The organism is Aeromonas sp. 600282 (assembly GCF_049175755.1).
In the GTDB taxonomy this organism is placed as follows: domain Bacteria; phylum Pseudomonadota; class Gammaproteobacteria; order Enterobacterales; family Aeromonadaceae; genus Aeromonas; species Aeromonas veronii_A.
The window spans coordinates 278,417-300,811 of sequence record NZ_JAAKVR010000002.1; the positions used below are offsets into that span (position 1 = coordinate 278,417).

The following is a 22,395-nucleotide window of genomic DNA, read 5'->3' on the forward strand; positions in this document are numbered from 1 at the left end:
CATTACTCCTTGTTGCAGCAGGGCTGCGCAGGCAGAACATGGGGGGAGCAGGCTGACTCGGCACGCATCACGCCGCACGCCTCGGGATGACCGGCGCAGCACTCCTCGGTGAGGTAGGCGATCACATCCAGCATCAGGGGAATATTGGCGCGGTAGCGCAGAAAGCGCCCCTCCTGTTCCACCGACAGCAGACCGGTATTGAGCATCGCCTTGAGGTGAAACGAGAGGGTATTGGGGGCAATATCGAGCTCGCTGGCCAGTTCACCGGCGACTCGCCCCTCCAGCCCCGCCTTCACCAGCAGCCGCCACACATCGAGCCGGATGCCGGATGCCAGCGATTCAAAGACCTTGGTGGCCATCTCTTTGTTCATCTTCACTCCCCTTGGTGCGACCTGTCACTTCAACTATACAAGAATCATTGAAATGATCAAGATGCGTACCGAAACGAAGATTCGAGGTGCTGGTATCAAACCGGGCAGAAAGGAGGCGACGAGTGAACAACCGTTGCGGACGACCACACAGGGCTCGTCGCAGATAAACAGACGCCCTCCAGAGGGAGGGCGCGTCAGAGCGTTTGACCCGCCAGCACAGTCAGCGCTGTCGGGGCAATCAGACGAACGCGTGCCTTATTTGGCAGCGGGCACCGCGTTGAAGGTGAGCAGGGCCGCCTTGTTGGCATCACTCAGAGTCAGCTGGTTGCCGTTGATGGAGTAGGTTGCCACCTTCTCCAGCTTTTGCAGGAATTCGGTCTCTTTGTTCATGGCATCGCCGATGCACATCATGCGAGTGGAGCCCATGGCTCCCAGCGTCAAGACTCCGTCACCCTGCTTGGTGATACCGCCAAAATAGCGGTTGCAGCCACCCTTGCCCGCCACCTTGCCGTCGACCACTTGCAGGGTGAAGGTATCGCCGGTGGCGCCTTGCAGCTGCCAGCTGGATGCTTGCAGTTGAGCCATGCTGGAACCTGTTGCCATTGCGCAGCCTCCCAGTGCCAGCGCGGCCAGCAGAGTCAGTTTCTTGTTCATGGATTCACCTCTTAATGATTAGAGCCATCAATACGGCAGCCTGTTTATCATGGCTGGCGCCCATGCCAAAGGATTTTATTGTGATCTCCCTTCACTTTACTACCAGCTGGCATGTGCCATGCTTAGGCTCAGTTCCGGACCCAGGGAGGGGAAACGAATGGTCAAATCACTCATCATCACACTGCTTGCAACCTGCGCCAGCATGGCCGCACAGGCCGCTGACTGGGCAGTGGTTCAGCCGCAATCCAACCCGTCTCTCTATGTCAAAAGTTACTCGGGTGTGCTGCTCAATGGCCATAGCCATCACAGCGACAGTTTTGATCTCTGGCTGGTCAATAGCGGCTATCAATATCCGGTGGTGGATGATGTTACCCTCTTTATGGAAGCGGGCCCGGCGGTGGCGGATCAGAATCGCACATCCGGTTTCAATATGAGTTCGGGGGTACGCTACCAGCTCTCTCCGGCATTCAATATCGGCAGCCAGATCAAGCATCTCGATCTCAACAAGGCCAGCACCCTGCTGGAGCTCAACTCCAGCCTGCTGCTGACCCCCAGACTCTCCCTCACCGCCAACTACGGCGTCAGCGCCATCACTGCCGATCAGGCGCTGAGTCTGGGGGTCGGCTTCAACTTCTGATGATCACAACAGCGGCGTGGCGCTCACCACCACGCCGTTGCGATCCGCATAGACGTAATCCCCCTCGTGGATGGTCACCCCGGCAAAGCTGACCACAGCCCCCAGCTCTCCCAATCCCCGCTTCTCGGTCTTGACCGGACAGGCCGCCAGCGCCTTGACCCCGAGCGCCAATGTCGCCAGGGTGCCCACATCCCGCGCCGCGCCGTGGATCAGGATCCCCTCCCACCCCTGTTCCACCGCCTTGACCGCCAGTTGATCGCCCAGCAGCGCACGGCGCAGCGAGCCGCCGCCGTCGATCACCATCACCTTGCCGTGACCGGGGCGGGTCACCAGATCCCGCACCAGACTGTTGTCTTCATAACAGGAGAGCGTTACGGCGCGACCATAAAAGAGGGCCTTGCCGCCAAAATCCTGGAACACCGGGTCGGCCACTTGCAGCAAGTCGCCGTGTTGATCGCAGAGGTCGGGCAGGAGATCCAGCATGATTTGATTCCTTTCAGATGCATGAAAGTGTTCATTCTTTCATCAGGCAAGGTTTCTGGCAATCCAGAAGGATTCAATATTGCCCAGACAAACTGCTGATTTATCCGTCAATACCGGTGTCAGCCAGAGCTGGCCATCCTCCACCCAGTAGAGAGCATTCTGGCCAAAACTCGCTGCCAGCTGACGGACTTGTGGCAGGGATAGCGCCACCGCCAGCGATGATTCCTGCCAGCGTTCTTCCGGGTCAGCCCCCCAAAACGGCCCCACCACGGGCACCTGCAAATCCACTGTCAGATGGCGCCACATCGCCCGTTCCCGCCGCATATTGCGTCGTTCTGTGACCCACTGGCTGGCCGGATTCCAGGCTGTGATGATGGCAAAAGCAGACCACTCTGGTGGCTCAAATGGCGCGATAAAGCAGATTTTCTTGTAGTTTTCCCACAAATTCATGTCAATCACATGTTACATTCCATTACATTTTGTAGGGGCGAAAACCCGGTTCAGGCCAAGTATGATGCAGCTGTCCCAGGGTTTGACCTATATCAAATCAGAGTTAAAAAGTTGCTATCTGACGGCAAAGAGTGTTGTTATGCTCCTGTTAACTGATAAAATGCGGCCACTTTCGTAATGGACGACCTTTCCAGGCTCTGCTCGACCAGACTTGTCGGGAACCTATAAGTGGCACAGGGATACTTGCCGGTACTGATGCCTAATTCGCGATATTCCGACCTGACTCTCATACCCAGGATGACGTAATAAATTTTCAGGATCAGTCAGGAAATCGGTTTGAAACGCCAAAGAGTGTTAAATTTAAGATAATTAACTGATAAGAATCTGGGAATACTCATGCAAACACCACACATTCTGATCGTCGAAGACGAGCTGGTCACACGCAATACCCTGAAAAGCATTTTTGAAGCCGAAGGCTACATCGTGCTCGAAGCCAACAACGGCGACGAAATGCACCAGGCCCTCACTTCCCACACCATCAATCTGGTGATCATGGACATCAACCTGCCGGGCAAGAACGGCCTGCTGCTGGCCCGTGAGCTGCGTGAGAACGACAACATCGCCCTGATGTTCCTGACCGGTCGTGACAACGAGGTTGACAAGATCCTGGGTCTGGAGATCGGCGCCGATGATTACATCACCAAGCCGTTCAACCCGCGCGAACTGACCATCCGTGCCCGCAACCTGCTGAGCCGCACCATGAACGTGGCTGCCGGTGGCGAAGAGAAGAAACTGGTTGAGCGCTACCTGTTCAACGGCTGGGCGCTGGATATCAACAGCCGCGCACTGGTCAGCCCGACTGGCGACATGTTCAAGCTGCCGCGCTCCGAGTTCCGCGCCATGCTGCACTTCTGCGAAAACCCGGGCCAGATCCAGACCCGTGCCGAGCTGCTGAAGAAGATGACCGGCCGTGAGCTCAAGCCCCACGACCGTACCGTTGACGTGACCATCCGTCGCATTCGCAAGCACTTCGAAAGCGTCAACGATACTCCGGAGATCATCGCCACCATCCACGGCGAAGGCTACCGTTTCTGTGGTGAGCTGGAGCAGGAATAAGCTCCCGCCACGCTGTTGATCTGAAAAGGCGCCTCGGGCGCCTTTTTGTCTCTGCAATTTGCCTTAAAAGCTGAGAAACCGTGAGCGTGACGTAGAACAGCGCACAAGACAGATGAAAAACAAAAAGCCCACTCGCAGGAGTGGGCTTTTCGCTTTGAAGCTGGAGCGGGCAGCGGGAATCGAACCCGCATCATCAGCTTGGAAGGCTGAGGTAATAGCCATTATACGATGCCCGCCTGGCATCTGAAATTTGGAGCGGGTGATGGGAATCGAACCCACGTATGCAGCTTGGGAAGCTACCGTTCTACCATTGAACTACACCCGCGTCAGGGCTCCTACTATATGCATTTTGCCGCTGAGCGCAATGGCGCCTTTGCCACTTTTTTCAATAAATCAATCTGTTCGGACAAGGATTGAACAGACGGTTGCTTTTTCAATCAAACATTTTCAACACAGATAATTTACAAGGTTGCCAAGGCCAAACGGCAAGGATAGTCTTGCGCCACTCGACGCGAGGATGGTGGTAATGGATAAAAAAACGCAAAAACGTCTCTATGGCTGGTTGCGCAAGCAATCGAGTCACGGTCGCCACTGGATCACGATATCCATCGCTTTTGGCCTTGGCCAGGGCATTCTGATGGTGGCGCAAGCCTGGCTGCTGGCGACCCTGTTGCACGGCTTCATCATCGAAGGCTCAATGCCTGAGCAATCCATCACGCTCTTTATTACCCTGCTGTTGGTGACGCTTGGCAAAGCGGCGCTGGCCTACGGCCGGGAAGTGGCCAGTTTCAAGGCGGGCAGCGCGGTGCGCCAGACCATCCGCCAGCTGGTGCTCACGCGCTTGAGCCGTCTCGGCCCTGCCTATATCCAGCGCCGTCCGGCCGGTAGCTGGGCTAGTCTGTTGCTGGAACAGATTGAAAACATGCAGGATTTCTTCTCCCGCTATCTGCCGCAGATGGCCATCGCCGTCTTTATTCCGGTGGTCATTCTGGTGGCCGTGTTCCCGGTCAACTGGGCGGCGGGTCTGATCCTGCTGGGCACTGCCCCCCTCATCCCCATCTTTATGATCCTGGTGGGTGTGGGCGCCGCCGATGCCAACCGCCGCAATTTTCAGGCGCTGGCCCGTCTCTCCGGCCACTTCCTCGATCGCCTGAAGGGGCTGCGAACCCTGCAACTCTTTATGCGTACCCAGGCGGAAGGTGACGCCATTCGCGACGCCTCGGAAGATTTTCGCGAGCGCACCATGGAAGTGCTGCGCCTGGCGTTTTTGAGCACCGCAGTGCTGGAGTTCTTCGCCGCTATTTCAGTGGCGCTGGTCGCCGTCTACTTCGGCTTCTCTTATATCGACCATCTGAACTTTGGTAGCTATGGGGTCAAGGTCACCCTCTTTACCGGCCTGTTCGTGCTGTTTCTCGCCCCCGAGTTCTACGCCCCGCTGCGAGAACTGGGTGCCCACTACCACGCCAAGGCGCAGGCTATCGGCGCTGCCGAGCAGCTGCTTGAATTCCTCGAAGCCGAGGTGAGCGAACCGGCCGCAGGCACGATGCCATTCCATGCCGACAGCCCGGTCAAGGTAGAAGCCAAAGGACTTGAAGTGCTGAGCGCCGAAGGCAAGGTGCTGGTCGGCCCTATCGATTTCACCCTGGAAGCCGGTTCGCGCACAGCCCTCATCGGCGTCAGCGGCGCAGGCAAGAGCTCGCTGGTCAATGCCCTGCTCGGCTTTGCGCCCTATAGCGGTGAACTCAAGGTCAACGGGCAGGAGCTCGCCACCCTCGACATGAGCCAGTGGCGCCTGCAACTGGGCTGGCTCTCGCAAAACCCGCAGCTGTTCCACGCCTCCTTGCGCGACAACCTGCTGCTGGCCAAGCCAACGGCCAGCGATGCAGAGCTGGAAGATGCCCTGAAACGGGCGCAGGCGTGGGAATTTGCCATGGAGAAGGGTCTCGACTATCCGGTCGGCGATCAGGCAGGCGGCCTCTCGGTCGGTCAGGCTCAGCGCCTCGCCTTGGCGCGAACCCTGCTCAAATCAACCCAGCTGATGGTGCTCGATGAGCCGACCGCCAGTCTGGATCGCCACTCCGAACGCGCCATCATGAGCACCCTTGAGCAGGCGATGGCTGGCCAGACCCTGCTGATGATCACCCACCGCCTCGACCAACTTACTAAGATGGACAAGATAATGGTGCTGGCCCGCGGCCAGCTGGTGGAGCAAGGCAGCTTCCAGCAACTTAGTTCTGGGCAGGGGCTTTTTGCCCGCCTGCTCTCCCAACGTTCCGGAGGTTCTCTCGATGAGTGATCTGTTGCCGTTTCTGCGCCTCTATCGCCAACACTGGCTCAGCCTCACCATTGGTTTGCTGCTGGCGCTGGTGACCCTGGCCGCCGGCATGGGGCTGCTCTCCCTCTCCGGCTGGTTCCTCTCCGCCGCTGCCGTGGCGGGGATGACCGTTGCGACGACCCATGCCTTTAACTACATGACCCCCGCGGGCGGAGTGCGCTTCTTCTCCATCGTCCGCACAGCCGGTCGCTGGGGTGAGCGGGTAGTGAGCCACGACGCCACCTTCCGGGTTCTGACCCGGTTGCGGGTCTGGTTCTGGCAAAAACTCTCGCCGCTCTCCACCGGTACCCTGGCCGGTTTCCGTCAGGCGGACCTGCTCAACCGACTGGTAGCCGACATCGATGCGATGGACCACGTCTATCTGCGGCTGATCACCCCCATAGGCGCGGCCCTGCTCAGCACCGCCGGACTGGTCTTCTTCCTGTCGTTTTTCGACAGCCGTCTCGCCCTCACCCTGGGTGCCATTCTGCTGTTTGGCATGATCGCCCTGCCGCTGGTGTTCTACTTCCTCGGCCGTCGCCCCGGTCAGGCGCTGATTGCCGAAAAATCGACCCTGCGTACCCGGATGGTGGACTATCTGGATGGTCAGGCCGAACTGCAGATGTTTGCCGCCGCCCCCAAGGCGCTGGTTGAGCTGCAACAAGCCGAACAGGCGCTGCTCGTCGCGCAGGCCCGGATGGCCAAGGTAAGCGGGCTGGCCAACTTCTCGGTGCAACTGCTGAGCGGCTGGACCCTGACCCTGATGCTCTGGCTGGCCGGTCATGGGGTAGCGGGCGCTGCGCCCGACCCCATTACCGCACTGATGGTCTTTGCCACCCTGGCAAGCTTCGAGGCACTGATGCCGCTGGCGGGGGCTTTCCAGCACCTCTCCACCAGCCTCACCTCGGCACGCCGCCTGAACGAGATCCTGCAAGAGGCAAAAGCCCCCGTGTGGGGCGACGAACAGACCCACGCCACCGCTGGCGCCCTGCAGATCAATGACCTCTATTTTGGCTACCCCGGCAACCCTCAGCCGGTGCTGCGTGGCTGCACCCTGCAACTGCACGCCGGTGAGAAGCTGGCGCTGCTGGGCCAGACCGGCTGCGGCAAATCGACCCTGATGGGGCTGCTGACCCGGGAGTGGAGCCCGCAGGCTGGCAAGATCCTGCTGGGTGGCAAGCCGCTCGCCGACTACAGCGAAGGGGCGCTGCGCGCCTCCATCTCGGTGGTGAGCCAACGGGTGCACCTGTTTGCCGATACCCTGAGGGGCAACCTCAAACTGGCCGCCCCGACCGCCACTGACGAGCAGCTGATTGCGGTGCTGACCCAGGTCGGGCTGGCCAATCTATTGGAAGATGAGGCGGGCCTCGACGCCTGGCTCGGTGACGGCGGACGCCCCCTCTCCGGTGGCGAGCGTCGCCGTATCGGCATTGCCCGCGCTCTGCTGCACGATGCGCCGCTCTGGCTGCTGGACGAGCCGACCGAAGGGCTAGACAGCCAGACCGAGCGGGAGATCATGGATCTGCTGTTCCGGCTCGGGGCAGATCGCACCTTGCTGCTCATCTCCCACCGCCTGCTGGGGATGGAGCAGATGGACCGGATTGCCCTGATGGAAGAAGGACAGATCCGCCTCTGCGCCCCTCACAACGAGCTGCTGGGGGATGATTACTACCGCAGCCTCTATCAGCGGCTGGCTCCCGTTTGATATCAGGCTGATATCAGCCTGATGGGGCTCACACCCTGACAACCGGGCGCAAAACGGGGCTGGTCGCCGCAGGCGGCTGGCCCCTATAATATCCCCCTCATTATTCAACAAGATGCCGACATGGAGCGCCTGCGCATTTCTACTGTCCTCATCACCGACACAAGATACGAGACGATGAAACGCCTGATCCTGATGATGCCCCTGATTGCCTCCGGCTGTGCCAACTACGCCTTCAACAGCAATCTGGATAAAGAGAACTTCGACGAATACTTCAAACCCGGTAGCGTGCGCATCTATGAACAGGATGAGCTGGCTGACCTCAACTACCTCTACCTTGGCACCATCGAGGGTGAATCCTGCCAGGCCGATGCCAACCAGCCGGCGCCCAACGCTGGTGAAGCGCGCACCCTGGCTCGCCGCCGCGCGGCCGACATGGGTGGCAACGGCGTCACCATCGACAAGTGCGCCGAGTTCAGCGACACCCCGGGCTGCCTGAAACAGGTGATCTGCTACGGGCAGGCGCTGAAAGTGGCCGAAGAGAAGTAACTCGCTGTCATGGCCCTCGCTATCGTTCGCCTTGGCAGCCCGCGCCTGCCCGATGAGGGGCTGCGGATCGGCACGGTGCGCCGCCCGCCCCGCGGCGTACCCAAGAGCGAATTTGCCAGCCAGCATTGGTACGATGTCTGGTTTCCCAACCTGGCCCCCAGCAGCGAGACCATGAAGCTGGGGCAGGCAGCCGAGACGCCCGCCCAGTGGGCGGCGTTTGGCAAACAGTACAAGGCCGAGATGGCGCAACCTGCCGCCAGGCATGATCTGGCGCTGCTGGCCGCCCTCTCCCACACCACCAATCTGTCGGTGGGTTGCTACTGCGAGCAGGAGTCCCGCTGCCATCGCACCATTTTGAAAGAGCTGCTGGTAGCCGCGGGGGCCGCCATTCGCTAACTCGGTGAGCGATGGGGAATCACGTCAGCCTCTATTCGGCAACCATCAGGCATGGATAGACAGAGAGGGCATCCCGCAGGATGCCCTCTCTCGTTATGTTCGCGCTATTGCAGCAATTTTCGACAGCAGCGGCTCGATGCACTCTCTCTTATTACAAACTGGGCTCCAGCAGCTGCTGCCGCAGCAAAGCCTCCTCGGCCTGAGTCATGGCATGTTCAGCTACCCCGGCGGCAGGCTCGATGGCCAGCCAGTGGGCAAGGTCGGCGGCGGTCTCCTCCAGCGGCCGGAAGTTCAACCCCTTAACGATGGCCACCTCGGCGCTTATAGAGCCGTAACCGGCAAACTCCGCCTGCGCGCAGGGCAAGAGGGTGGGATAGCTCTGCCAGGGCTCGATACCGGCTGCCATCAGGGTGGGCCAAGGCTGCCACTCGGGCTGGATGGGGCTAGCGGGCTGCAACCGGGCGCTCAGCCGCTCCAGCCAGTCGCTCAGGGTAATACCGGGCTTGAGCAGGTTGAATGTGCCCCCCAACTGCTGCTCGGCCGCCCGCAACACAAACTCGGCACAGTCGCGCACATCGAGATACTGCAAGCGATCCTCGCCACTGCCCGGCAGCAACCAGGGCCCACCCTGCAGCACCCGCTTAATCCACCAGGCCATGCGACCGGTGGGATCATGGGGGCCGCACAGCACGCCCGGGCGCAGGATGCAAAGCCGCTCGCCCCAGCGGGCACGATACTCCTGCTCGCACAACACCTTGAGCGGGCCATAGTCAGTGGGCATTTCCCCTTCGGGGATAGGGTGCAGCGGCGCCGACTCGTCCATTCCGTGCAGTGAAAAATCGCGATAGACGCTGATGGTGGAGATAAAGATCAGCCGCGCGCAGCGCCCGAGCAAGGCGGCAGAGAGGCTTGCCGCCTGCTCGGGGCGATAGCAGCAGGTGTCGATGACGAGATCCCACTGCAACCCGGCCCCTTGCAGGGCGCTCAGGCTATTGTCCCTGTCACCGGTGAGCTGCACCAGATCGCGCCAATCCGGATGCTGGTGCAGGCCACGGTTGAACAGAGTCACTTCATGGCCCCAATCCAGCGCGAGCGCGGTGAGGTGGCGCCCCAAAAAACCGGTGCCACCGATAATCAGCAGTTTCATCCCTCTCCCTCCCCCTTGGACGCGAGTGCGCATATTTCATCCTGACACGCCAATGCCTCCACCCTACGCAACTCGGCGCGCGGGCACAGCCCCCGACTGGCCGGGATGGGACAGGGATCACGGCAGCGCCGCAGAAAAGGGCGTAGCGAGGCCGAGCCTGCGTTTTGGGGCCGGCTGTGCTAAATTGCCGGGGTTTTCAGTCAGGATCCGCCATGAAGTTCGAAATCGACACCCTCGGGATCATCCGCTCTCCCTACAAGGAGAAGTTCGCCATCCCCCGCCAGCCCGGTCTGGTCAAATCGGCCCGCGCCCACCTCGAGCTGCTCCCCCCTTACGATCAGCCGGATGTGCTGCGCGGCATCGAGCAGTTCTCCCATCTGTGGCTCAGCTTCGTGTTTCACCAGACCATGGCGCAAGGCTGGCACCCGACGGTGCGCCCGCCGCGCCTTGGCGGCAACGAGCGGGTCGGCGTCTTTGCCACTCGCTCCACCTTCCGCCCCAATCCGCTAGGGCTCTCGGTGGTCGAGCTGCACGGGATCGGCCGTGAGCGGGGCAAGCTGTGGCTAGAGCTGGGGGCGGTGGATCTGCTCGATGGCACCCCCATCGTCGATATCAAGCCTTATATTCCCTATGCCGACAGCCTGCCGGATGCCCGTGGTGGTTTTGCCCCCGACGCGCCCACCCCGCCGCTGGCGGTGAGCTTCAGTGCCGAAGCCGAGCAGCTGTTGCAACCCTGGCTCAAGGCCCATCCCGAGCTGCGCCAGCTGGTGAGCGAAGTGCTGGCGCAAGATCCGCGCCCCGCCTACAAGAAGGGCAAGCCGGATGAGAAGGAGTACGGGGTGCGACTGTTTGACTGCAACGTCCGTTTTCGCATCAGCGAGCCGGATTGCGTGGTGCTGGCCATCGAGCCCGCCTGAACCTGGGCGGGCCGAAGTCACTGATGCTATTTCACGCCTTCTTCACGTCACAAGGGGCTTAATGAGCCTGTAAATTGTGTGGCATTGATCAGACTATCCACCCGGTTGCCAGTGATACCATGCAGAAAGTAGAGGATATCTCCTCTCTGACTAATGCCAGCCGCAGGCTGCCGGTTGATGGCAAGCATGGCAGCCCGACGGTTGCCGCCAAAGGATCTGGCCTCGCTCCGACACGTTTGAGTGCGGGGATGCCACACGGATGTGACAGCACTTCGAAGGAACAAACCTATGCTGATGAACAGTGAACAACGTTATGGCACCCTGAATATCGGGCTGCACTGGCTGACCCTGTGGGCCATGATCGCCGTCTACGCCCTGATCGAATTTCGCGATATTTTCCCTAAAGGGGACCCTGGCCGGGATCTGATGAAGGAGTGGCACTTTATGCTGGGGCTGCTTATCTTCGCCCTGGTGTTTGTCAGACTGGCCCTGCGCTGGATGAGCCCGACGCCGCGCATCGTGCCCGAGCTCTCCCCAGTCATGCACAAGCTGGCAAAACTGGCCCACCTCGCCCTCTACGGTTTTCTTATTCTCACCCCGCTGTTTGGCTGGCTGCTGCTGAGCGCCGCGGGCAAGCCCATCCCCTTCTTCGGGCTTGAGCTGCCTGCCCTGCTTTCCCCAAGTCCGGACCTCAAGGGGCTGATCAAGGAGGTACACGAGACCCTAGGCAATATCGGTTACGCCCTGATCGGCCTGCACACGGTGGCGGCCCTCTATCACCACCATATTCTCAAAGACAACACCCTCACCAATATGCTGCCGCCACGCCGCAGCTAACAAGCAGCAGAACAAAAACAGAAGGGGCACACATTGCCCCTTCTGTTTTTTGAACGCGACAAGACCGGTGTCTCTGAAGCGGCCCACTGCTCAGGCCTCTGACAGGTCTCTACAAGCAGAACGCCTTATGATTCAGTCCCGATACAGGAGCTGCACGATAGGATTCGAATTGACTCAAAGCGACATACACTTTCTAATTGACAGTCTGGACCCCTATGACCGTTCACATCATGAAAATTCTGTTGGTCGAAGACGACAAGCTGCTCAATCACCACCTCTCCTCTCTGCTGACCGAAGCCAACAATCAGGTATACAGCACCGATCAGGCCGGAATTGCGTTGCACTATGCCGCCGACTACCCCATTGATGTGGCGATCATCGATCTCGGTCTGCCCGATATGGATGGCTTGCAGTTGATCCGCCAACTGCGCGAACGGCAGATCCCCTTCCCCATCATTGTGCTGACCGCCCGTGGCAACTGGCAGGACAAGGTCGAAGGACTGGAGGCGGGGGCTGATGACTATCTGGTCAAACCGTTCCAGAAAGATGAGTTGCTGGCCCGCCTCAATGCCTTGATGCGCCGCAGCGCCGGCTTTATCTCCCCCAGAGTGAAGGCCGGTGATTACGAGCTGGATCTCTCCCGCAAGGAGCTGACCATCGACGGTGAAGTGGCAGTGCTCACCAGCTTTGAATACCTGATTCTGGAGTACCTGATGCGCAACGCCCGTCAGGTGGTCTCCAAGCAGCAGTTACTCGACCAGCTCTACGGCGATGGAGAGGGGGATCCCAACACCATAGAGGTGATGGTGAGCCGCCTGCGCAAAAAGCTGGATCCGGAAGGGACGATTCAACCCATCTCGACCATCCGTCGTCAGGGCTACATCTTCAACCTCTCCTGTAGCTGATGCAGTTTCATCTGCCACGTCCCATCAGGATGCTCCGCAGCTCTCTGCACATCAAACTGCTGCTCAGTTCGCTGCTGGTCATCGCACTGAGCATGGGGTTCGCCGTCTATGCCCTCTACCTCGGCCATATGGAGGAGCAGAGCCAGAAGGCGAGCGCCGGCATGCAGGAGAACCTGGCCAAGATGTTCTCCTCTACCAAGCCAGTCAACAGCGAAGCCACCGAGATCGGGCGCATTTCCCGCCAGGTCAGTAACAGCAATCTCGATACGCTGATCTGTCGTGCCGATGGCGAGCTGATTTGGTCGAGCCTCCATATGCCGGAGGTGATCAAGGCCAAACAGACCATCTGTCGGGACCTGATGAAGTATCTGGGGGGAATGGATCTCGACTACTTCTTCAAGAAGCACACCATCAAGAACGGCGAGAGCTACTTCGTCTACAGCCTGCGTTTTACCCGCAATCCCGGCAGCGGCACCACAGCCTACTACGTGGTGATGATTGACTCGGCCAAACGCTATCACGAAGAGTCCCGCGCCTACCTCTACCAGACGGCCAAACAGGCGTTGCTCGCCTATCTGCTGCTTGCCGGGCTGCTGCTGCTCACCACCTTCTGGAGCCTCAGCTCCCTGCGCACTATCGCTAATCAGCTCGACGATATCCGGGCAGGCAAGCGGGATGCTATCGCCCATGATTTTGAACGGGAGTTGGCCCCGCTGACCGACTCCATCAACCAGTTGCTGGAGAACGAACGCCAGCAGACCCAGCGCTACCAGCATGCCCTCAACGATCTCGCTCACAGCCTGAAAACACGGCTGGCGCTGATCCAGATCACCACCCGCGAAATGAAGCTGGGGAGGGAGATCCACGACAACATCAATGAACAGATCCTCACCATGGATCAGATGATCCAGTACCAACTCAGACGAGCCGTCACCGGTCGCCAGCGCCTCGCCAGCAAGGGCACCGAGCCGGTACCGCTCATCGAGAAGCTGCTGGCCAGTCTGGCCAAGGTCTATCGCCACAAGAAGCTGCAGACCCACTTCCAGTTCGATGATGATGCCCTCTTCCACGGCGAACAGGGCGATCTGATGGAACTGATGGGCAACCTGCTCGACAACGCCTGCAAATTTGCCATCAGCGAAGTGAAGGTGACGGTACGCCGCCATCTCGATCGGTTACGCATCGAGGTAGAAGATGATGGCCCGGGCATCGATCCGGCCAAATCGGAGCAGATCTTTCAGCGTGGCGTGCGCGCTGACAGCTCGCCCGGCCAGGGCATCGGTCTGGCTGTCGTGACCGAGATCGTTCACAGCTACGGCGGCCAGATCCGGGTCGATGAATCTCCCCTCGGCGGTGCCCGCTTTACCCTGGATCTTCCCTGACACCGGATGGGCAAGGCCACTAGCCCTGCCAACCGCTCCATCGCCCTCCCCGGGGTTAAAAAATCCCGCCTGGCACCACCCAATTCAGCAATATGCTATCGAGATACTTGAGATGTGATGCATCTCGGTTAAGCTATGGCCGACTCGTTTGTTAACCATTTGATGGATCTTTAATCGCACTATGGAAAACATGTTTGAAAGATTGATGTACGCATCCCGCTGGATCATGGCCCCCATCTATCTTGGGCTCAGCCTCATACTGCTGGCACTGGGGGTGAAATTCTTTCAGGAGATCCTCCATATCCTGCCCAACATACTGGAGATGAAAGAGGTGGATCTGGTGCTGGTCACACTGTCGCTGATCGATATCACCCTGGTAGGGGGACTTATCGTGATGGTGATGTTTTCCGGCTATGAGAACTTCGTCTCGCGCCTCGATGTAGGGGATGAGAGCGACAAACTGGTGTGGCTCGGCAAGCTCGATGCCGGCTCCCTGAAAAACAAGGTCGCCGCCTCCATTGTCGCCATCTCCTCCATTCACCTGCTCAAGGTGTTTATGAATGCCGAAAACCTCCCCAACGACAAGATCAAGTGGTACCTGCTGATCCACATCACCTTTGTCCTCTCGGCCTTCGCCATGGGCTACCTCGACAAGCTGACCCGCAAATAGAAGTCAGCCTGTAATAGACGCTATGCCCGATAACGCAATCCGGATCGGGCATAGCGGTCGCCCCGAGCTGGGGATGGATTGGCAACGGGGATAAGCAAGTCACCAACATAGATGGCCGCCCGCCTTGGCCGGTATTGTGGCCGCCTTGAATGCCATGGCGGCATTCTCTACAATGACCCACTTTTTATTCATTTCGGGTTATATCGATGAGCGATACCAGCACCAAACCGGCTCTGCCGGATCACCTCTCCTGCAATCCCCGCAGCCCTCACTATGTGGCAGCCTGCTTCGAGCACCCGATCGGTATTCGCCTGAACGGCAAAGAGCGCACCGATGTCGAGGAGTACTGCATCAGTGAAGGCTGGGTGAAGATCCCCTCCCCCAAGGCGCTGGATCGCCGTGGTCAACCCATCCTGATCAAACTCAAGGGCACCGTCGAAGCCTATTACAGCTAATCGCGGCAACCCGCTTCGGGTAAAACAGAAGGCCACCCTCGCGGTGGCCTTCTGTTTTTCGGCATTTGTGCTGGCATCTGCGCTCGCATCGTCGCCAGCACCAGACCATATTTCTCGCCGGGCAGCCCTTATACCCCCAACCGATCGCGCAAGGTGTACCAGGCGGCGCCCGCGGCGGTGAAGGGAATGCGGAACAGGCGACCGCCCGGGAAGGGGTAGTGCGGCAGCTTGGCAAAGGCATCGAAGCGCTCCGCCTGACCGCTCAGCACCTCGGAGAGCAGCTTGCCCGCCAGATGGGTACAGGTGACACCGTGGCCGCTGTAGCCCTGCATGTAGTAGATGTTGGGGCCGATGCGACCAAACTGTGGCAGCCTCGACAGGGTGAGCAGGAAATTGCCTGTCCAGGTGTACTCCACCTTGACGTCTTTAAGCTGGGGGAAGGTCTTGAGCATCTTGGGGATGATCAGCCGCTCGATATCTGCCGGATCCCGTGCGCCATAGACCACGCCGCCGCCATAGATCAGCCGGTGATCGGCGCTGGTGCGGTAGTAGTCGAGCAGGTAGTTGCAATCCTCCAGGCAGTAATTCTGCGGCAGCAGCTCGCGGGCCCGCTCCTCCCCCAGCACCTCGGTGGCGATCACCTGGGTGCCGCAAGGCATGCTCTTGCCGGCAAGCTCGGGCACCAGATTGCCGAGGTAGGCGTTACCGGCCACCACTATGTAGCGCGCCTTCACCGCTCCTTTGGCGGTCTTGACCAGAGCAGGCTGGCCCGGGGTGATGCTAGTAACGGCAGACTGCTCGAAGATCTGCCCACCCTGCATGCGGATCGCTTCAGCCTCGCCGAGAGCCAGATTGAGGGGGTGAATATGGCCGCCGCTCTTGTCGAGCAGGGCGCCGACGTAGCGATCGCTCGCCACCACTTCGCGCACGCCTCTGGCATCGAGCAGCTCCAGCTTGTCGTTGCCCCACTTCTGCCAGCGCGCCTGCTGCGCCTTGAGCTCGTGGAACTGTTTCTCGGTCTCGGCGGCAAAGACGCCCCCCTCCTGCAGATCGCACTGGATGTTGTAGCGTTTGATCCGCTCGCGGATGATCTGCCCCCCCTCAAACAGCATGGAACCGAGCAGCCTGGCCTGATCCGGCGGGCAGTTCGCTTCTATGGTGTCAATGTCGCGGCTGTAGGAGTTGACTATTTGGCCGCCGTTGCGGCCGCTGGCGCCAAAACCGATCCGGGCTGCCTCCAGTACCACCACCTTGTAGCCCTTCTCCACCAGATGCAGGGCACTGGAGAGGCCGGTATACCCCGCCCCGATGACGCAGACATCGCACTCCAGCTGCTCGGTCAGTGTCGGGTAGGGCGCGTGTTTATTGGCGCTGGCTGCGTAGTAACTGTTTACATGTTCGGTCATGATCCTGTTTCCTTACCGGTTTGGTTGGCAAACCCTATTCCAAGATTAAAAACTGGCCGGGGTATGGGCACTGACGATGCGACAGGTCTCCCCCGACGGATTGCTGAAGCTGTGGGGTTCGCCTGTGTCGATTACATAGCTGTCACCCGCCTCCAGCTGATAACTCTCTCCTGCCACGGTCAGGATCACCGAACCCTCCAGCACAGTGCCCACCTCTTCTCCCTGGTGGGTCACCTGACCACCGGTGTCGGTGCCCGGGGGGTAGGTCTCCAGCATAAAGCCGAGCTGGCGGCGGTTGTTGCCGTTGTGCACCAGCTTCATCGAGACCCCCTGACTGCCCAGCTCGATCAACTGATCACCCTTGATCACCACCTGCGGCGGGCGACTCAGCTCCTCTTCGGCAAAAAAGCGTGACAATGGCAAGCCATATACGGTGAGCAGCTTTTGCAGCGAGGCGACCGAGGGGCTCACCTTATCCTGCTCGATCATGCAGATAGCACCGTGGGTCAGGCCGCTCAGCTCGGCCGCCCTCCGCTGGGAGAGCCCCAGTTGATGACGCACCGCCGCCAGCCGCTCCCCCATGCTAGCCTGCCGTGCAGCCCCCTGACCGGAGCGGGTACTGCTGCTCTGGGTTGGCGCCCCGCTCATGGCAGGCCTCCGCCATCGATTCCCTTGTCACGTTGGTACATTGGCCACCTCCCTGTTGCCACTGGTTAAAATAGCGGACCAGCCATGGCATCACTGTTTGCTATCTTACACAGCCTGGCGTTCATTATTTTGCACACCACTTATCGTGCGATACCCTGTTCATCTGGTTAAACTGCGCTACACAGCCCAATTTCTAGCATGCAACACACCAACAATTCAAATATATTTAACACTTGAAAAACATTTGCGCTCAATTTATGGTCTCTCTGTGCTTATTATTTTATACGGCAGCAGTACAGGATGAGCCGCATCATCGCCACCTTGCTGCCAGGTTTCATCATCGAGGCTTGCCATGTCCGCTACCAGTTCCAATCAAAGCTTGATCAAATCCCGTGCCTATATAGCTGGTCACTGGTGCGAGGCCGCCAGCGGCCGCACCTTCGAGGTGACCAATCCTGCCAGCGGGGCCGTCATTACCCAGGTGCCCGACATGGATGCCGAGGATACCCGCCGCGCCATCGCGGCCGCCCACGCGGCGCAACCCGCCTGGGCTGCGCTGACCGCCAAGGAGCGCAGCAACAAGCTCTACGCCTGGTTTGCCGCCATCACAACCCATAGCGACGAGCTGGCGCGCATCATGACCTGCGAGCAGGGCAAGCCGCTGGCAGAAGCCAAGGGCGAGGTGGCCTATGGCGCCAGCTTTATCCAGTGGTTCGCCGAGGAGGGCAAGCGCGCCTATGGCCGCACCATCCCGGGTTTTAGCGGCGATCGCCGGCTGGCCACCATCAAGCAGCCGGTCGGGGTAGTCGCCGCCATCACTCCGTGGAACTTCCCCATTGCCATGATCACCCGCAAGGCGGGCCCTGCGCTGGCAGCGGGTTGCACCATCGTCATCAAACCCGCCGCAGAAACGCCGCTCTGCGCGCTGGCGCTGGCGGTGTTGGCCGAGCAGGCGGGCATCCCCGCCGGTGTCATCAATATCGTCACCAGCCATCAGGCGAGCGCTGTGGGCAACGAGCTGTGCAGCAATCCGGTGGTGCGCAAGCTCTCCTTCACCGGCTCCACCCGCATCGGCAAGCTGCTGATGCGCCAGTGCGCCGACACCATGAAGAAGCTGTCGCTGGAGCTGGGCGGTAACGCCCCCTTTATCGTCTTTGACGACGCCGACCTCGACGCCGCCGTGGCCGGGGCACTCGCCTCCAAATACCGCAACGCCGGGCAAACCTGCGTCTGCGCCAACCGCATTCTGGTGCAGGCCAGTATCTATGACGCCTTCGCCGAGAAGCTGACCGCTGCCGTCAGAGCCTTCAAGGTGGGAGATGGCATGGCGGAAGGCACCCAGATCGGCCCGCTCATCAACCCCGCCGCCGCCAGCAAGGTAGCCGAGTTGGTGCAGCAATCAGTCGCCGCCGGTGCCGAAGTACTGCTGGGGGGCGAAGCCCACCCCGCCGGCCCCCTCTTCTACCAACCCACCATTTTGGGCAAGGTGGATAAAACCAACCCCATCCTGCAGGAGGAGATCTTCGGCCCGGTCGCCCCGCTGGTGCGCTTCGAGACGGAAGCCGAAGCCATCGCGCTGGCTAACGATACCCCTTATGGGCTCGCCGCCTACTTCTATGGCCGCGATATCGCCCGTGTCTGGCGCGTCGCCGAGCAGCTTGAATACGGCATGGTCGGCATCAACGAGGGGATCATTTCAACTGAGCTGGCTCCCTTCGGCGGCATCAAGGAGTCAGGTCTGGGCCGGGAAGGGGCCGCCGAGGGGCTGGAGGAGTATCTGGAGACCAAATATCTCTGCTTTGGCGCCATTCGCTAGGGCAGTAAAACAGAGACGACAGGCCGCCGATCTGGCCCGATGGGCTGTTCGGCGGTAATGGGCGCCAGATCGCCCACCACATTTTCAGGGAATATCCGGGGCTGCGGCCCCTCAGGGAGGAAAGATGAGTCAGTCAGAATCAAACAAGGCGTGGCAAGCACGCCGCGAAGCGGCCGTGGTCAACGGCGTCGGCACCCTGCTGCCGGTCTTTATCGACCGTGCGCAAAATGCCGAGCTGTGGGATGTGGAGGGCAACCGCTACATCGACTTTGCCTCCGGCATCGCCGTGCTCAACACCGGCCACAACCACCCGAAGGTGGTGGCGGCGGTGCGCGAGCAGCTGGAAAAATTCAGCCACACCTGCTTTCAGGTCACCCCTTACCCGGGCTATATCGAGCTTGCCGAAAAGCTCAACGCCCTGGTGCCCGGCCCGACCCCGAAACGCACCCTGTTTCTCTCCACCGGTGCCGAGGCAGTCGAGAACGCCATCAAGATCGCCCGCGCCCATACCGGTCGCAGCGGCACCATCGCTTTCAAGGGGGGCTTTCACGGCCGCACCATGATGGGGATGGCGCTCACCGGCAAGGTGGTCCCCTACAAGAGCGGCTTTGGCCCCTTCCCGGGTGAGGTCTACCACATCCCCTTCCCCGCCGATTATCTCGGGGTAAGTGAAGAGGATGCCCTGCACGCCCTCGATCTCTGCTTCAGCGCCGACATCGAACCCTCCCGCGTTGCCGCCATCATCATCGAGCCGGTACAGGGAGAAGGGGGCTTCTATCCTGCCTCCGCGAGCTTTATGCAAAAGCTGCGCAGCATCTGCGATCAGCACGGCATTCTGCTCATCTGTGACGAGATCCAGAGCGGCTTCTGCCGCACCGGCAAGACCTTCGCCACCGAGTATGCCGGCATCGAGCCGGACATCATGACCCTGGCCAAGAGTCTGGCGGGGGGCTTCCCGCTCTCTGCAGTAGTCGGCAAGGCAGAGATCATGAATGCCGCCAAGCCGGGGGGCCTGGGTGGCACCTATGCCGGTTCCCCCATTGCCTGCGCCGCCGCGCTGGCGGTGTTGCAGGTGATCGAAGAGGAGCAGCTCAACCAGAAGGCCCAGGCGCAAGGTGAGCAGATCAAGGCGGGACTGGAACGCATAGCCGAGCGTTTTGACTGCATAGGTCAAATTCGTGGACCCGGAGCCATGGTGGCCATGGAACTGGTGAAACAACGTGATGCCAGCCGGCCCGATCCCGACCTAACCAAACGTCTGGTGACCGAGGCGGGCAAGCGCGGTCTGATCCTGCTCTCATGCGGGGTGCGCGCAAATGTCATCCGATTTCTCGCCCCCCTGACAGCCCCTGCGGCAGTGATTGACGAGGGGCTGCAACTCCTTGAAAAATCACTGGAGGCCGTGCTGGCCTGACCAGCAGGAAAGTGACCACTTACCTGTGCAAATAAATGCAATTTTGCCCCCTTTTTTTCTTGTCAAGGGGGCCCTGCAAATGCACAATGCGCCGCCACTGAAAGAACCGATGTAAAACAATGGCATCGGTTCTTTTTTAGACAGTGAACACACCCATAAACGAGGCCGGATCACCCCCGGAAAAGATAGCGAGATTGGCAGCAGTCTCCCGACACCAAGTCTAGTGAGGAACAACATGGGGCATCTCAATGCTTTCCAACCGGCCATGGCCGGTGTGCGCCGCCCTGGCGCCCTTGATTCCCGGGCCTCTCTCCCGGTTTCGTTGATGGAGTGTGCCGCCCTGGCACCGCGTGAGGAACAGGCATGATGAACGCCCAACCGGTTGGTCTGAAAAAGACCCTGAAACTGTGGCAGGTCGTGGTCATGGGTCTTGCCTACCTCACTCCCATGGCGGTATTCGATACCTTCGGCATCGTCACCGAAATTACCGAAGGCCATGTGCCGACCGCCTACCTCTTTGCCCTCATCGGCATGTTGTTCACAGCCCTGAGCTACGGCCATCTGGTACGCAAGTTCCCGTCGGCAGGCTCCGCCTATACCTATGCCCAGAAGGTGTTTCACCCCTATGTCGGCTTTATGGTGGGCTGGACCTCCCTGCTCGACTATATGTTCATGCCGATGATCAACATGCTGCTGGCCAAGATCTATCTGCAGGCTCTCTTCCCCGAGGTGGAGCCCTGGACCTATATTTTTGGTCTGGCGGCGGTGATGACCGCCCTTAACCTGCGCGGTATCAAGCTGGTGGCCAACTTCAACAGCCTGATCGTCATCATGCAGTTCAGTATTATCGCCGTCTTCATCGGCCTGATCGCCTGGGGCGTCCACAACGGTGAAGGGTTGGGGACCGTGGCCAGCAGCCGTCCCTTCTTCTCCGAGCAGATCAACATCTCGCCGTTGTTGATGGGTGCCTCCATCCTCTGTCTGTCGTTCCTCGGCTTTGATGCCATCAGCACCCTGTCGGAAGAGACACCGGACGCGGATCGGGTGATCCCCCGCGCCATCGTGCTGACGGCGCTGATCGGCGGTGTGCTGTTTGTCAGCACGTCCTACTTCCTGCAGCTCTACTTCCCGGACATCTCCCGCTTCAAGCAACCGGATGCAGTCCTGCCGGAGATCGCTCTCTATGTCGGTGGCAAACTGTTCCAGGCGGTGGTACTGGTCTGCACTACGGTGGCGGTGCTGGCCTCGGGACTCGCCTCTCACGCCGGGGTGTCGCGCCTGCTTTATGTAATGGGTCGTGATCGCGCTCTGCCGAGTCGCTTCTTCTCCTATGTGCATCCGAAGTGGCAGACCCCGGCATGCAATGTGCTGCTGGTCGGTCTGCTGGCCCTCTCCGCGGTATCGTTCGATCTCGAGATGGCACTGGCACTGATCAACTTTGGCGCCCTGGTGGCCTTCACCTTCGTCAATCTGGCGGTGATTGCCCACTTCTATGTGAAGCTGGGCCGCAACAAGTGTCTCAAGGATCACCTGATGTACCTGCTGCTGCCGCTCTGTGGCGCCGCCTGCATCGGGGTGTTGTGGCTCAATCTGGAACCCGCCTCCTTCGAGCTGGGGCTGATCTGGGCGGCGCTGGGTGCCATCTACCTGTTCCTGCGCCTCACCGTGTTCCGCATCCCGCTACAACCTGCTGACAAGGTGGAGATCGCCCAGTAATCGCGGCTCAACCATACCGCCATACAAAACAAGGAGCCTGCGGGCTCCTTGTTGTTTTTGCGGCGAGCTGGTTGCCAGAAACGCGGTTTCTGCAGGAAGTGTGACTGATTTCAAATAACTACCCAGCCGGACCGCTCGCCGTGCCATGGCCCGAGCCGCGTCGCCTCCTATCATTAGTCACTAATGTGAATGGATATGCAATCACTCTTTTTCCATTTCACCCCCTCCCATCCCCCGCCAGCCGATAAGATCGCTGGACTCGAGCCCGGGGGAACGCCGGCAAATATGATCAGGATCAATGTTGAGGCGCTATGCACCCTGCAGCCCCAATTTGCCGACTTTTCATACGTTACGACAGGGTTCTCTTCCCCCCCGAAAAGGGGGGAGCGGCTCGGGGACGGCTGCCGGGG

At 59.9% G+C, this 22,395-nt stretch carries 22 protein-coding genes and 2 tRNA genes; 15 read left to right on the plus strand and 9 right to left on the minus strand.

The window, feature by feature from the left end:
• Positions 1 to 2: 2 nt before the first annotated feature.
• Positions 3 to 371 (minus strand): ArsR/SmtB family transcription factor, encoded by a 369-nt coding sequence (locus G5137_RS03960; RefSeq protein ID WP_005338181.1) that lies wholly within the window; start codon positions 369 to 371, stop codon positions 3 to 5.
• Positions 372 to 626: 255 nt separating this feature from the next.
• Entirely contained in the window at positions 627 to 1,025 is a 399-nt protein-coding gene (locus G5137_RS03965) for an META domain-containing protein (RefSeq protein ID WP_005359119.1), read from the minus strand.
• A gap of 157 nt (positions 1,026 to 1,182) precedes the next feature.
• Between G5137_RS03965 and G5137_RS03970 the strand changes: the two genes are divergently transcribed.
• On the plus strand, positions 1,183 to 1,662 hold the full coding sequence (locus tag G5137_RS03970) for a hypothetical protein (RefSeq protein WP_064338427.1): 480 nt from the start codon (positions 1,183 to 1,185) through the stop codon (positions 1,660 to 1,662).
• Positions 1,663 to 1,665: 3 nt separating this feature from the next.
• Here the strand turns inward: G5137_RS03970 and G5137_RS03975 are convergent, their stop codons facing one another.
• Positions 1,666 to 2,145, minus strand: a complete 480-nt coding sequence (locus G5137_RS03975; protein ID WP_118854119.1) for a putative 4-hydroxy-4-methyl-2-oxoglutarate aldolase — start codon at positions 2,143 to 2,145, stop codon at positions 1,666 to 1,668.
• A 42-nt stretch (positions 2,146 to 2,187) separates the two neighbouring features.
• Entirely contained in the window at positions 2,188 to 2,595 is a 408-nt protein-coding gene (locus tag G5137_RS03980; protein ID WP_421254966.1) for a DUF3293 domain-containing protein, read from the minus strand.
• Between the two features lie 396 nt (positions 2,596 to 2,991).
• Between G5137_RS03980 and arcA the strand changes: the two genes are divergently transcribed.
• Positions 2,992 to 3,711: a two-component system response regulator ArcA gene (arcA, locus tag G5137_RS03985; protein WP_005338193.1), complete on the plus strand. Its 720-nt coding sequence runs from the start codon at positions 2,992 to 2,994 to the stop codon at positions 3,709 to 3,711.
• Positions 3,712 to 3,872: 161 nt separating this feature from the next.
• On the opposite strand, the gene G5137_RS03990 is transcribed toward arcA, so the two are convergent.
• Together G5137_RS03990 and G5137_RS03995 are read right to left on the minus strand one after the other, a co-directional pair.
• A tRNA-Gly gene (locus G5137_RS03990) sits at positions 3,873 to 3,947 on the minus strand.
• Between the two features lie 15 nt (positions 3,948 to 3,962).
• Positions 3,963 to 4,036 (minus strand) — tRNA-Gly (locus G5137_RS03995).
• Positions 4,037 to 4,237: 201 nt separating this feature from the next.
• On the opposite strand from G5137_RS03995, the gene cydD reads away from it, so the two are divergent.
• The 4 genes from cydD to G5137_RS04015 all read left to right on the plus strand — a co-directional run bounded on the left by cydD (position 4,238) and on the right by G5137_RS04015 (position 8,672).
• Positions 4,238 to 6,007 carry a heme ABC transporter permease/ATP-binding protein CydD gene (gene cydD, locus G5137_RS04000; protein WP_421254967.1) on the plus strand — a complete coding sequence of 590 codons (1,770 nt, stop codon included), beginning with the start codon at positions 4,238 to 4,240 and terminating at the stop codon, positions 6,005 to 6,007.
• Positions 6,000 to 7,730 carry a heme ABC transporter ATP-binding protein/permease CydC gene (gene cydC, locus G5137_RS04005; RefSeq protein ID WP_421254968.1) on the plus strand — a complete coding sequence of 577 codons (1,731 nt, stop codon included), beginning with the start codon at positions 6,000 to 6,002 and terminating at the stop codon, positions 7,728 to 7,730. Before cydD ends, cydC begins: the two co-directional genes overlap by 8 nt.
• Before the next feature lie 174 nt (positions 7,731 to 7,904).
• The gene (rcsF, locus tag G5137_RS04010) at positions 7,905 to 8,276 is read left to right on the plus strand and encodes an Rcs stress response system protein RcsF (RefSeq protein WP_421254969.1); all 372 of its coding nucleotides are present in this window, start codon (positions 7,905 to 7,907) and stop codon (positions 8,274 to 8,276) included.
• A gap of 9 nt (positions 8,277 to 8,285) precedes the next feature.
• Positions 8,286 to 8,672, plus strand: coding sequence for a DUF488 domain-containing protein (locus G5137_RS04015; RefSeq protein WP_005338205.1), 387 nt, complete (start codon positions 8,286 to 8,288; stop codon positions 8,670 to 8,672).
• A 151-nt stretch (positions 8,673 to 8,823) separates the two neighbouring features.
• Here the strand turns inward: G5137_RS04015 and G5137_RS04020 are convergent, their stop codons facing one another.
• The gene (locus tag G5137_RS04020) at positions 8,824 to 9,819 is read right to left on the minus strand and encodes an NAD-dependent epimerase/dehydratase family protein (protein WP_421254970.1); all 996 of its coding nucleotides are present in this window, start codon (positions 9,817 to 9,819) and stop codon (positions 8,824 to 8,826) included.
• A gap of 212 nt (positions 9,820 to 10,031) precedes the next feature.
• Here G5137_RS04020 and tsaA point away from each other — a divergent pair, with 212 nt between their 5' ends.
• The 6 genes from tsaA to G5137_RS04050 all read left to right on the plus strand — a co-directional run bounded on the left by tsaA (position 10,032) and on the right by G5137_RS04050 (position 14,985).
• Complete coding sequence (gene tsaA, locus G5137_RS04025; protein ID WP_421254971.1) at positions 10,032 to 10,736, plus strand: tRNA (N6-threonylcarbamoyladenosine(37)-N6)-methyltransferase TrmO; 705 nt, start codon at positions 10,032 to 10,034, stop codon at positions 10,734 to 10,736.
• A gap of 288 nt (positions 10,737 to 11,024) precedes the next feature.
• Positions 11,025 to 11,573 (plus strand): cytochrome b, encoded by a 549-nt coding sequence (locus G5137_RS04030; protein WP_064341216.1) that lies wholly within the window; start codon positions 11,025 to 11,027, stop codon positions 11,571 to 11,573.
• A gap of 230 nt (positions 11,574 to 11,803) precedes the next feature.
• Entirely contained in the window at positions 11,804 to 12,478 is a 675-nt protein-coding gene (locus G5137_RS04035; protein ID WP_216953181.1) for a response regulator, read from the plus strand.
• Positions 12,478 to 13,860: an ATP-binding protein gene (locus G5137_RS04040; protein ID WP_421254972.1), complete on the plus strand. Its 1,383-nt coding sequence runs from the start codon at positions 12,478 to 12,480 to the stop codon at positions 13,858 to 13,860. The genes G5137_RS04035 and G5137_RS04040 overlap by 1 nt, the downstream gene beginning before the upstream one ends.
• A gap of 181 nt (positions 13,861 to 14,041) precedes the next feature.
• Complete coding sequence (locus tag G5137_RS04045) at positions 14,042 to 14,530, plus strand: TIGR00645 family protein (RefSeq protein WP_040065876.1); 489 nt, start codon at positions 14,042 to 14,044, stop codon at positions 14,528 to 14,530.
• A gap of 206 nt (positions 14,531 to 14,736) precedes the next feature.
• Entirely contained in the window at positions 14,737 to 14,985 is a 249-nt protein-coding gene (locus tag G5137_RS04050) for a DUF3297 family protein (protein WP_005347440.1), read from the plus strand.
• A 128-nt stretch (positions 14,986 to 15,113) separates the two neighbouring features.
• On the opposite strand, the gene G5137_RS04055 is transcribed toward G5137_RS04050, so the two are convergent.
• Entirely contained in the window at positions 15,114 to 16,391 is a 1,278-nt protein-coding gene (locus tag G5137_RS04055) for an NAD(P)/FAD-dependent oxidoreductase (protein WP_227342264.1), read from the minus strand.
• A gap of 45 nt (positions 16,392 to 16,436) precedes the next feature.
• Positions 16,437 to 16,973 carry an HTH-type transcriptional regulator PuuR gene (gene puuR / locus G5137_RS04060; protein WP_337072501.1) on the minus strand — a complete coding sequence of 179 codons (537 nt, stop codon included), beginning with the start codon at positions 16,971 to 16,973 and terminating at the stop codon, positions 16,437 to 16,439.
• A gap of 418 nt (positions 16,974 to 17,391) precedes the next feature.
• Here puuR and G5137_RS04065 point away from each other — a divergent pair, with 418 nt between their 5' ends.
• The 3 genes from G5137_RS04065 to G5137_RS04075 all read left to right on the plus strand — a co-directional run bounded on the left by G5137_RS04065 (position 17,392) and on the right by G5137_RS04075 (position 21,985).
• Entirely contained in the window at positions 17,392 to 18,855 is a 1,464-nt protein-coding gene (locus G5137_RS04065; RefSeq protein WP_216953177.1) for an NAD-dependent succinate-semialdehyde dehydrogenase, read from the plus strand.
• Between the two features lie 124 nt (positions 18,856 to 18,979).
• Complete coding sequence (gene gabT, locus G5137_RS04070; protein ID WP_421254973.1) at positions 18,980 to 20,269, plus strand: 4-aminobutyrate--2-oxoglutarate transaminase; 1,290 nt, start codon at positions 18,980 to 18,982, stop codon at positions 20,267 to 20,269.
• 366 nt (positions 20,270 to 20,635) lie between these two features.
• The gene (locus tag G5137_RS04075; protein ID WP_227343014.1) at positions 20,636 to 21,985 is read left to right on the plus strand and encodes an APC family permease; all 1,350 of its coding nucleotides are present in this window, start codon (positions 20,636 to 20,638) and stop codon (positions 21,983 to 21,985) included.
• Positions 21,986 to 22,395: the final 410 nt, after the last annotated feature.

Bases quoted from the DNA above. Each gene is read 5' to 3' on its own strand.
- G5137_RS03960 (WP_005338181.1), bottom strand. From the start codon at position 371: ATGAACAAAGAGATGGCCACCAAGGTCTTTGAATCGCTGGCATCCGGC.
- G5137_RS03965 (WP_005359119.1), bottom strand. From the start codon at position 1,025: ATGAACAAGAAACTGACTCTGCTGGCCGCGCTGGCACTGGGAGGCTGC.
- G5137_RS03970 (WP_064338427.1), top strand. From the start codon at position 1,183: ATGGTCAAATCACTCATCATCACACTGCTTGCAACCTGCGCCAGCATG.
- G5137_RS03975 (WP_118854119.1), bottom strand. From the start codon at position 2,145: ATGCTGGATCTCCTGCCCGACCTCTGCGATCAACACGGCGACTTGCTG.
- G5137_RS03980 (WP_421254966.1), bottom strand. From the start codon at position 2,595: ATGAATTTGTGGGAAAACTACAAGAAAATCTGCTTTATCGCGCCATTT.
- arcA (WP_005338193.1), top strand. From the start codon at position 2,992: ATGCAAACACCACACATTCTGATCGTCGAAGACGAGCTGGTCACACGC.
- cydD (WP_421254967.1), top strand. From the start codon at position 4,238: ATGGATAAAAAAACGCAAAAACGTCTCTATGGCTGGTTGCGCAAGCAA.
- cydC (WP_421254968.1), top strand. From the start codon at position 6,000: ATGAGTGATCTGTTGCCGTTTCTGCGCCTCTATCGCCAACACTGGCTC.
- rcsF (WP_421254969.1), top strand. From the start codon at position 7,905: ATGAAACGCCTGATCCTGATGATGCCCCTGATTGCCTCCGGCTGTGCC.
- G5137_RS04015 (WP_005338205.1), top strand. From the start codon at position 8,286: ATGGCCCTCGCTATCGTTCGCCTTGGCAGCCCGCGCCTGCCCGATGAG.
- G5137_RS04020 (WP_421254970.1), bottom strand. From the start codon at position 9,819: ATGAAACTGCTGATTATCGGTGGCACCGGTTTTTTGGGGCGCCACCTC.
- tsaA (WP_421254971.1), top strand. From the start codon at position 10,032: ATGAAGTTCGAAATCGACACCCTCGGGATCATCCGCTCTCCCTACAAG.
- G5137_RS04030 (WP_064341216.1), top strand. From the start codon at position 11,025: ATGCTGATGAACAGTGAACAACGTTATGGCACCCTGAATATCGGGCTG.
- G5137_RS04035 (WP_216953181.1), top strand. From the start codon at position 11,804: ATGAAAATTCTGTTGGTCGAAGACGACAAGCTGCTCAATCACCACCTC.
- G5137_RS04040 (WP_421254972.1), top strand. From the start codon at position 12,478: ATGCAGTTTCATCTGCCACGTCCCATCAGGATGCTCCGCAGCTCTCTG.
- G5137_RS04045 (WP_040065876.1), top strand. From the start codon at position 14,042: ATGGAAAACATGTTTGAAAGATTGATGTACGCATCCCGCTGGATCATG.
- G5137_RS04050 (WP_005347440.1), top strand. From the start codon at position 14,737: ATGAGCGATACCAGCACCAAACCGGCTCTGCCGGATCACCTCTCCTGC.
- G5137_RS04055 (WP_227342264.1), bottom strand. From the start codon at position 16,391: ATGACCGAACATGTAAACAGTTACTACGCAGCCAGCGCCAATAAACAC.
- puuR (WP_337072501.1), bottom strand. From the start codon at position 16,973: ATGGGGGAGCGGCTGGCGGCGGTGCGTCATCAACTGGGGCTCTCCCAG.
- G5137_RS04065 (WP_216953177.1), top strand. From the start codon at position 17,392: ATGTCCGCTACCAGTTCCAATCAAAGCTTGATCAAATCCCGTGCCTAT.
- gabT (WP_421254973.1), top strand. From the start codon at position 18,980: ATGAGTCAGTCAGAATCAAACAAGGCGTGGCAAGCACGCCGCGAAGCG.
- G5137_RS04075 (WP_227343014.1), top strand. From the start codon at position 20,636: ATGAACGCCCAACCGGTTGGTCTGAAAAAGACCCTGAAACTGTGGCAG.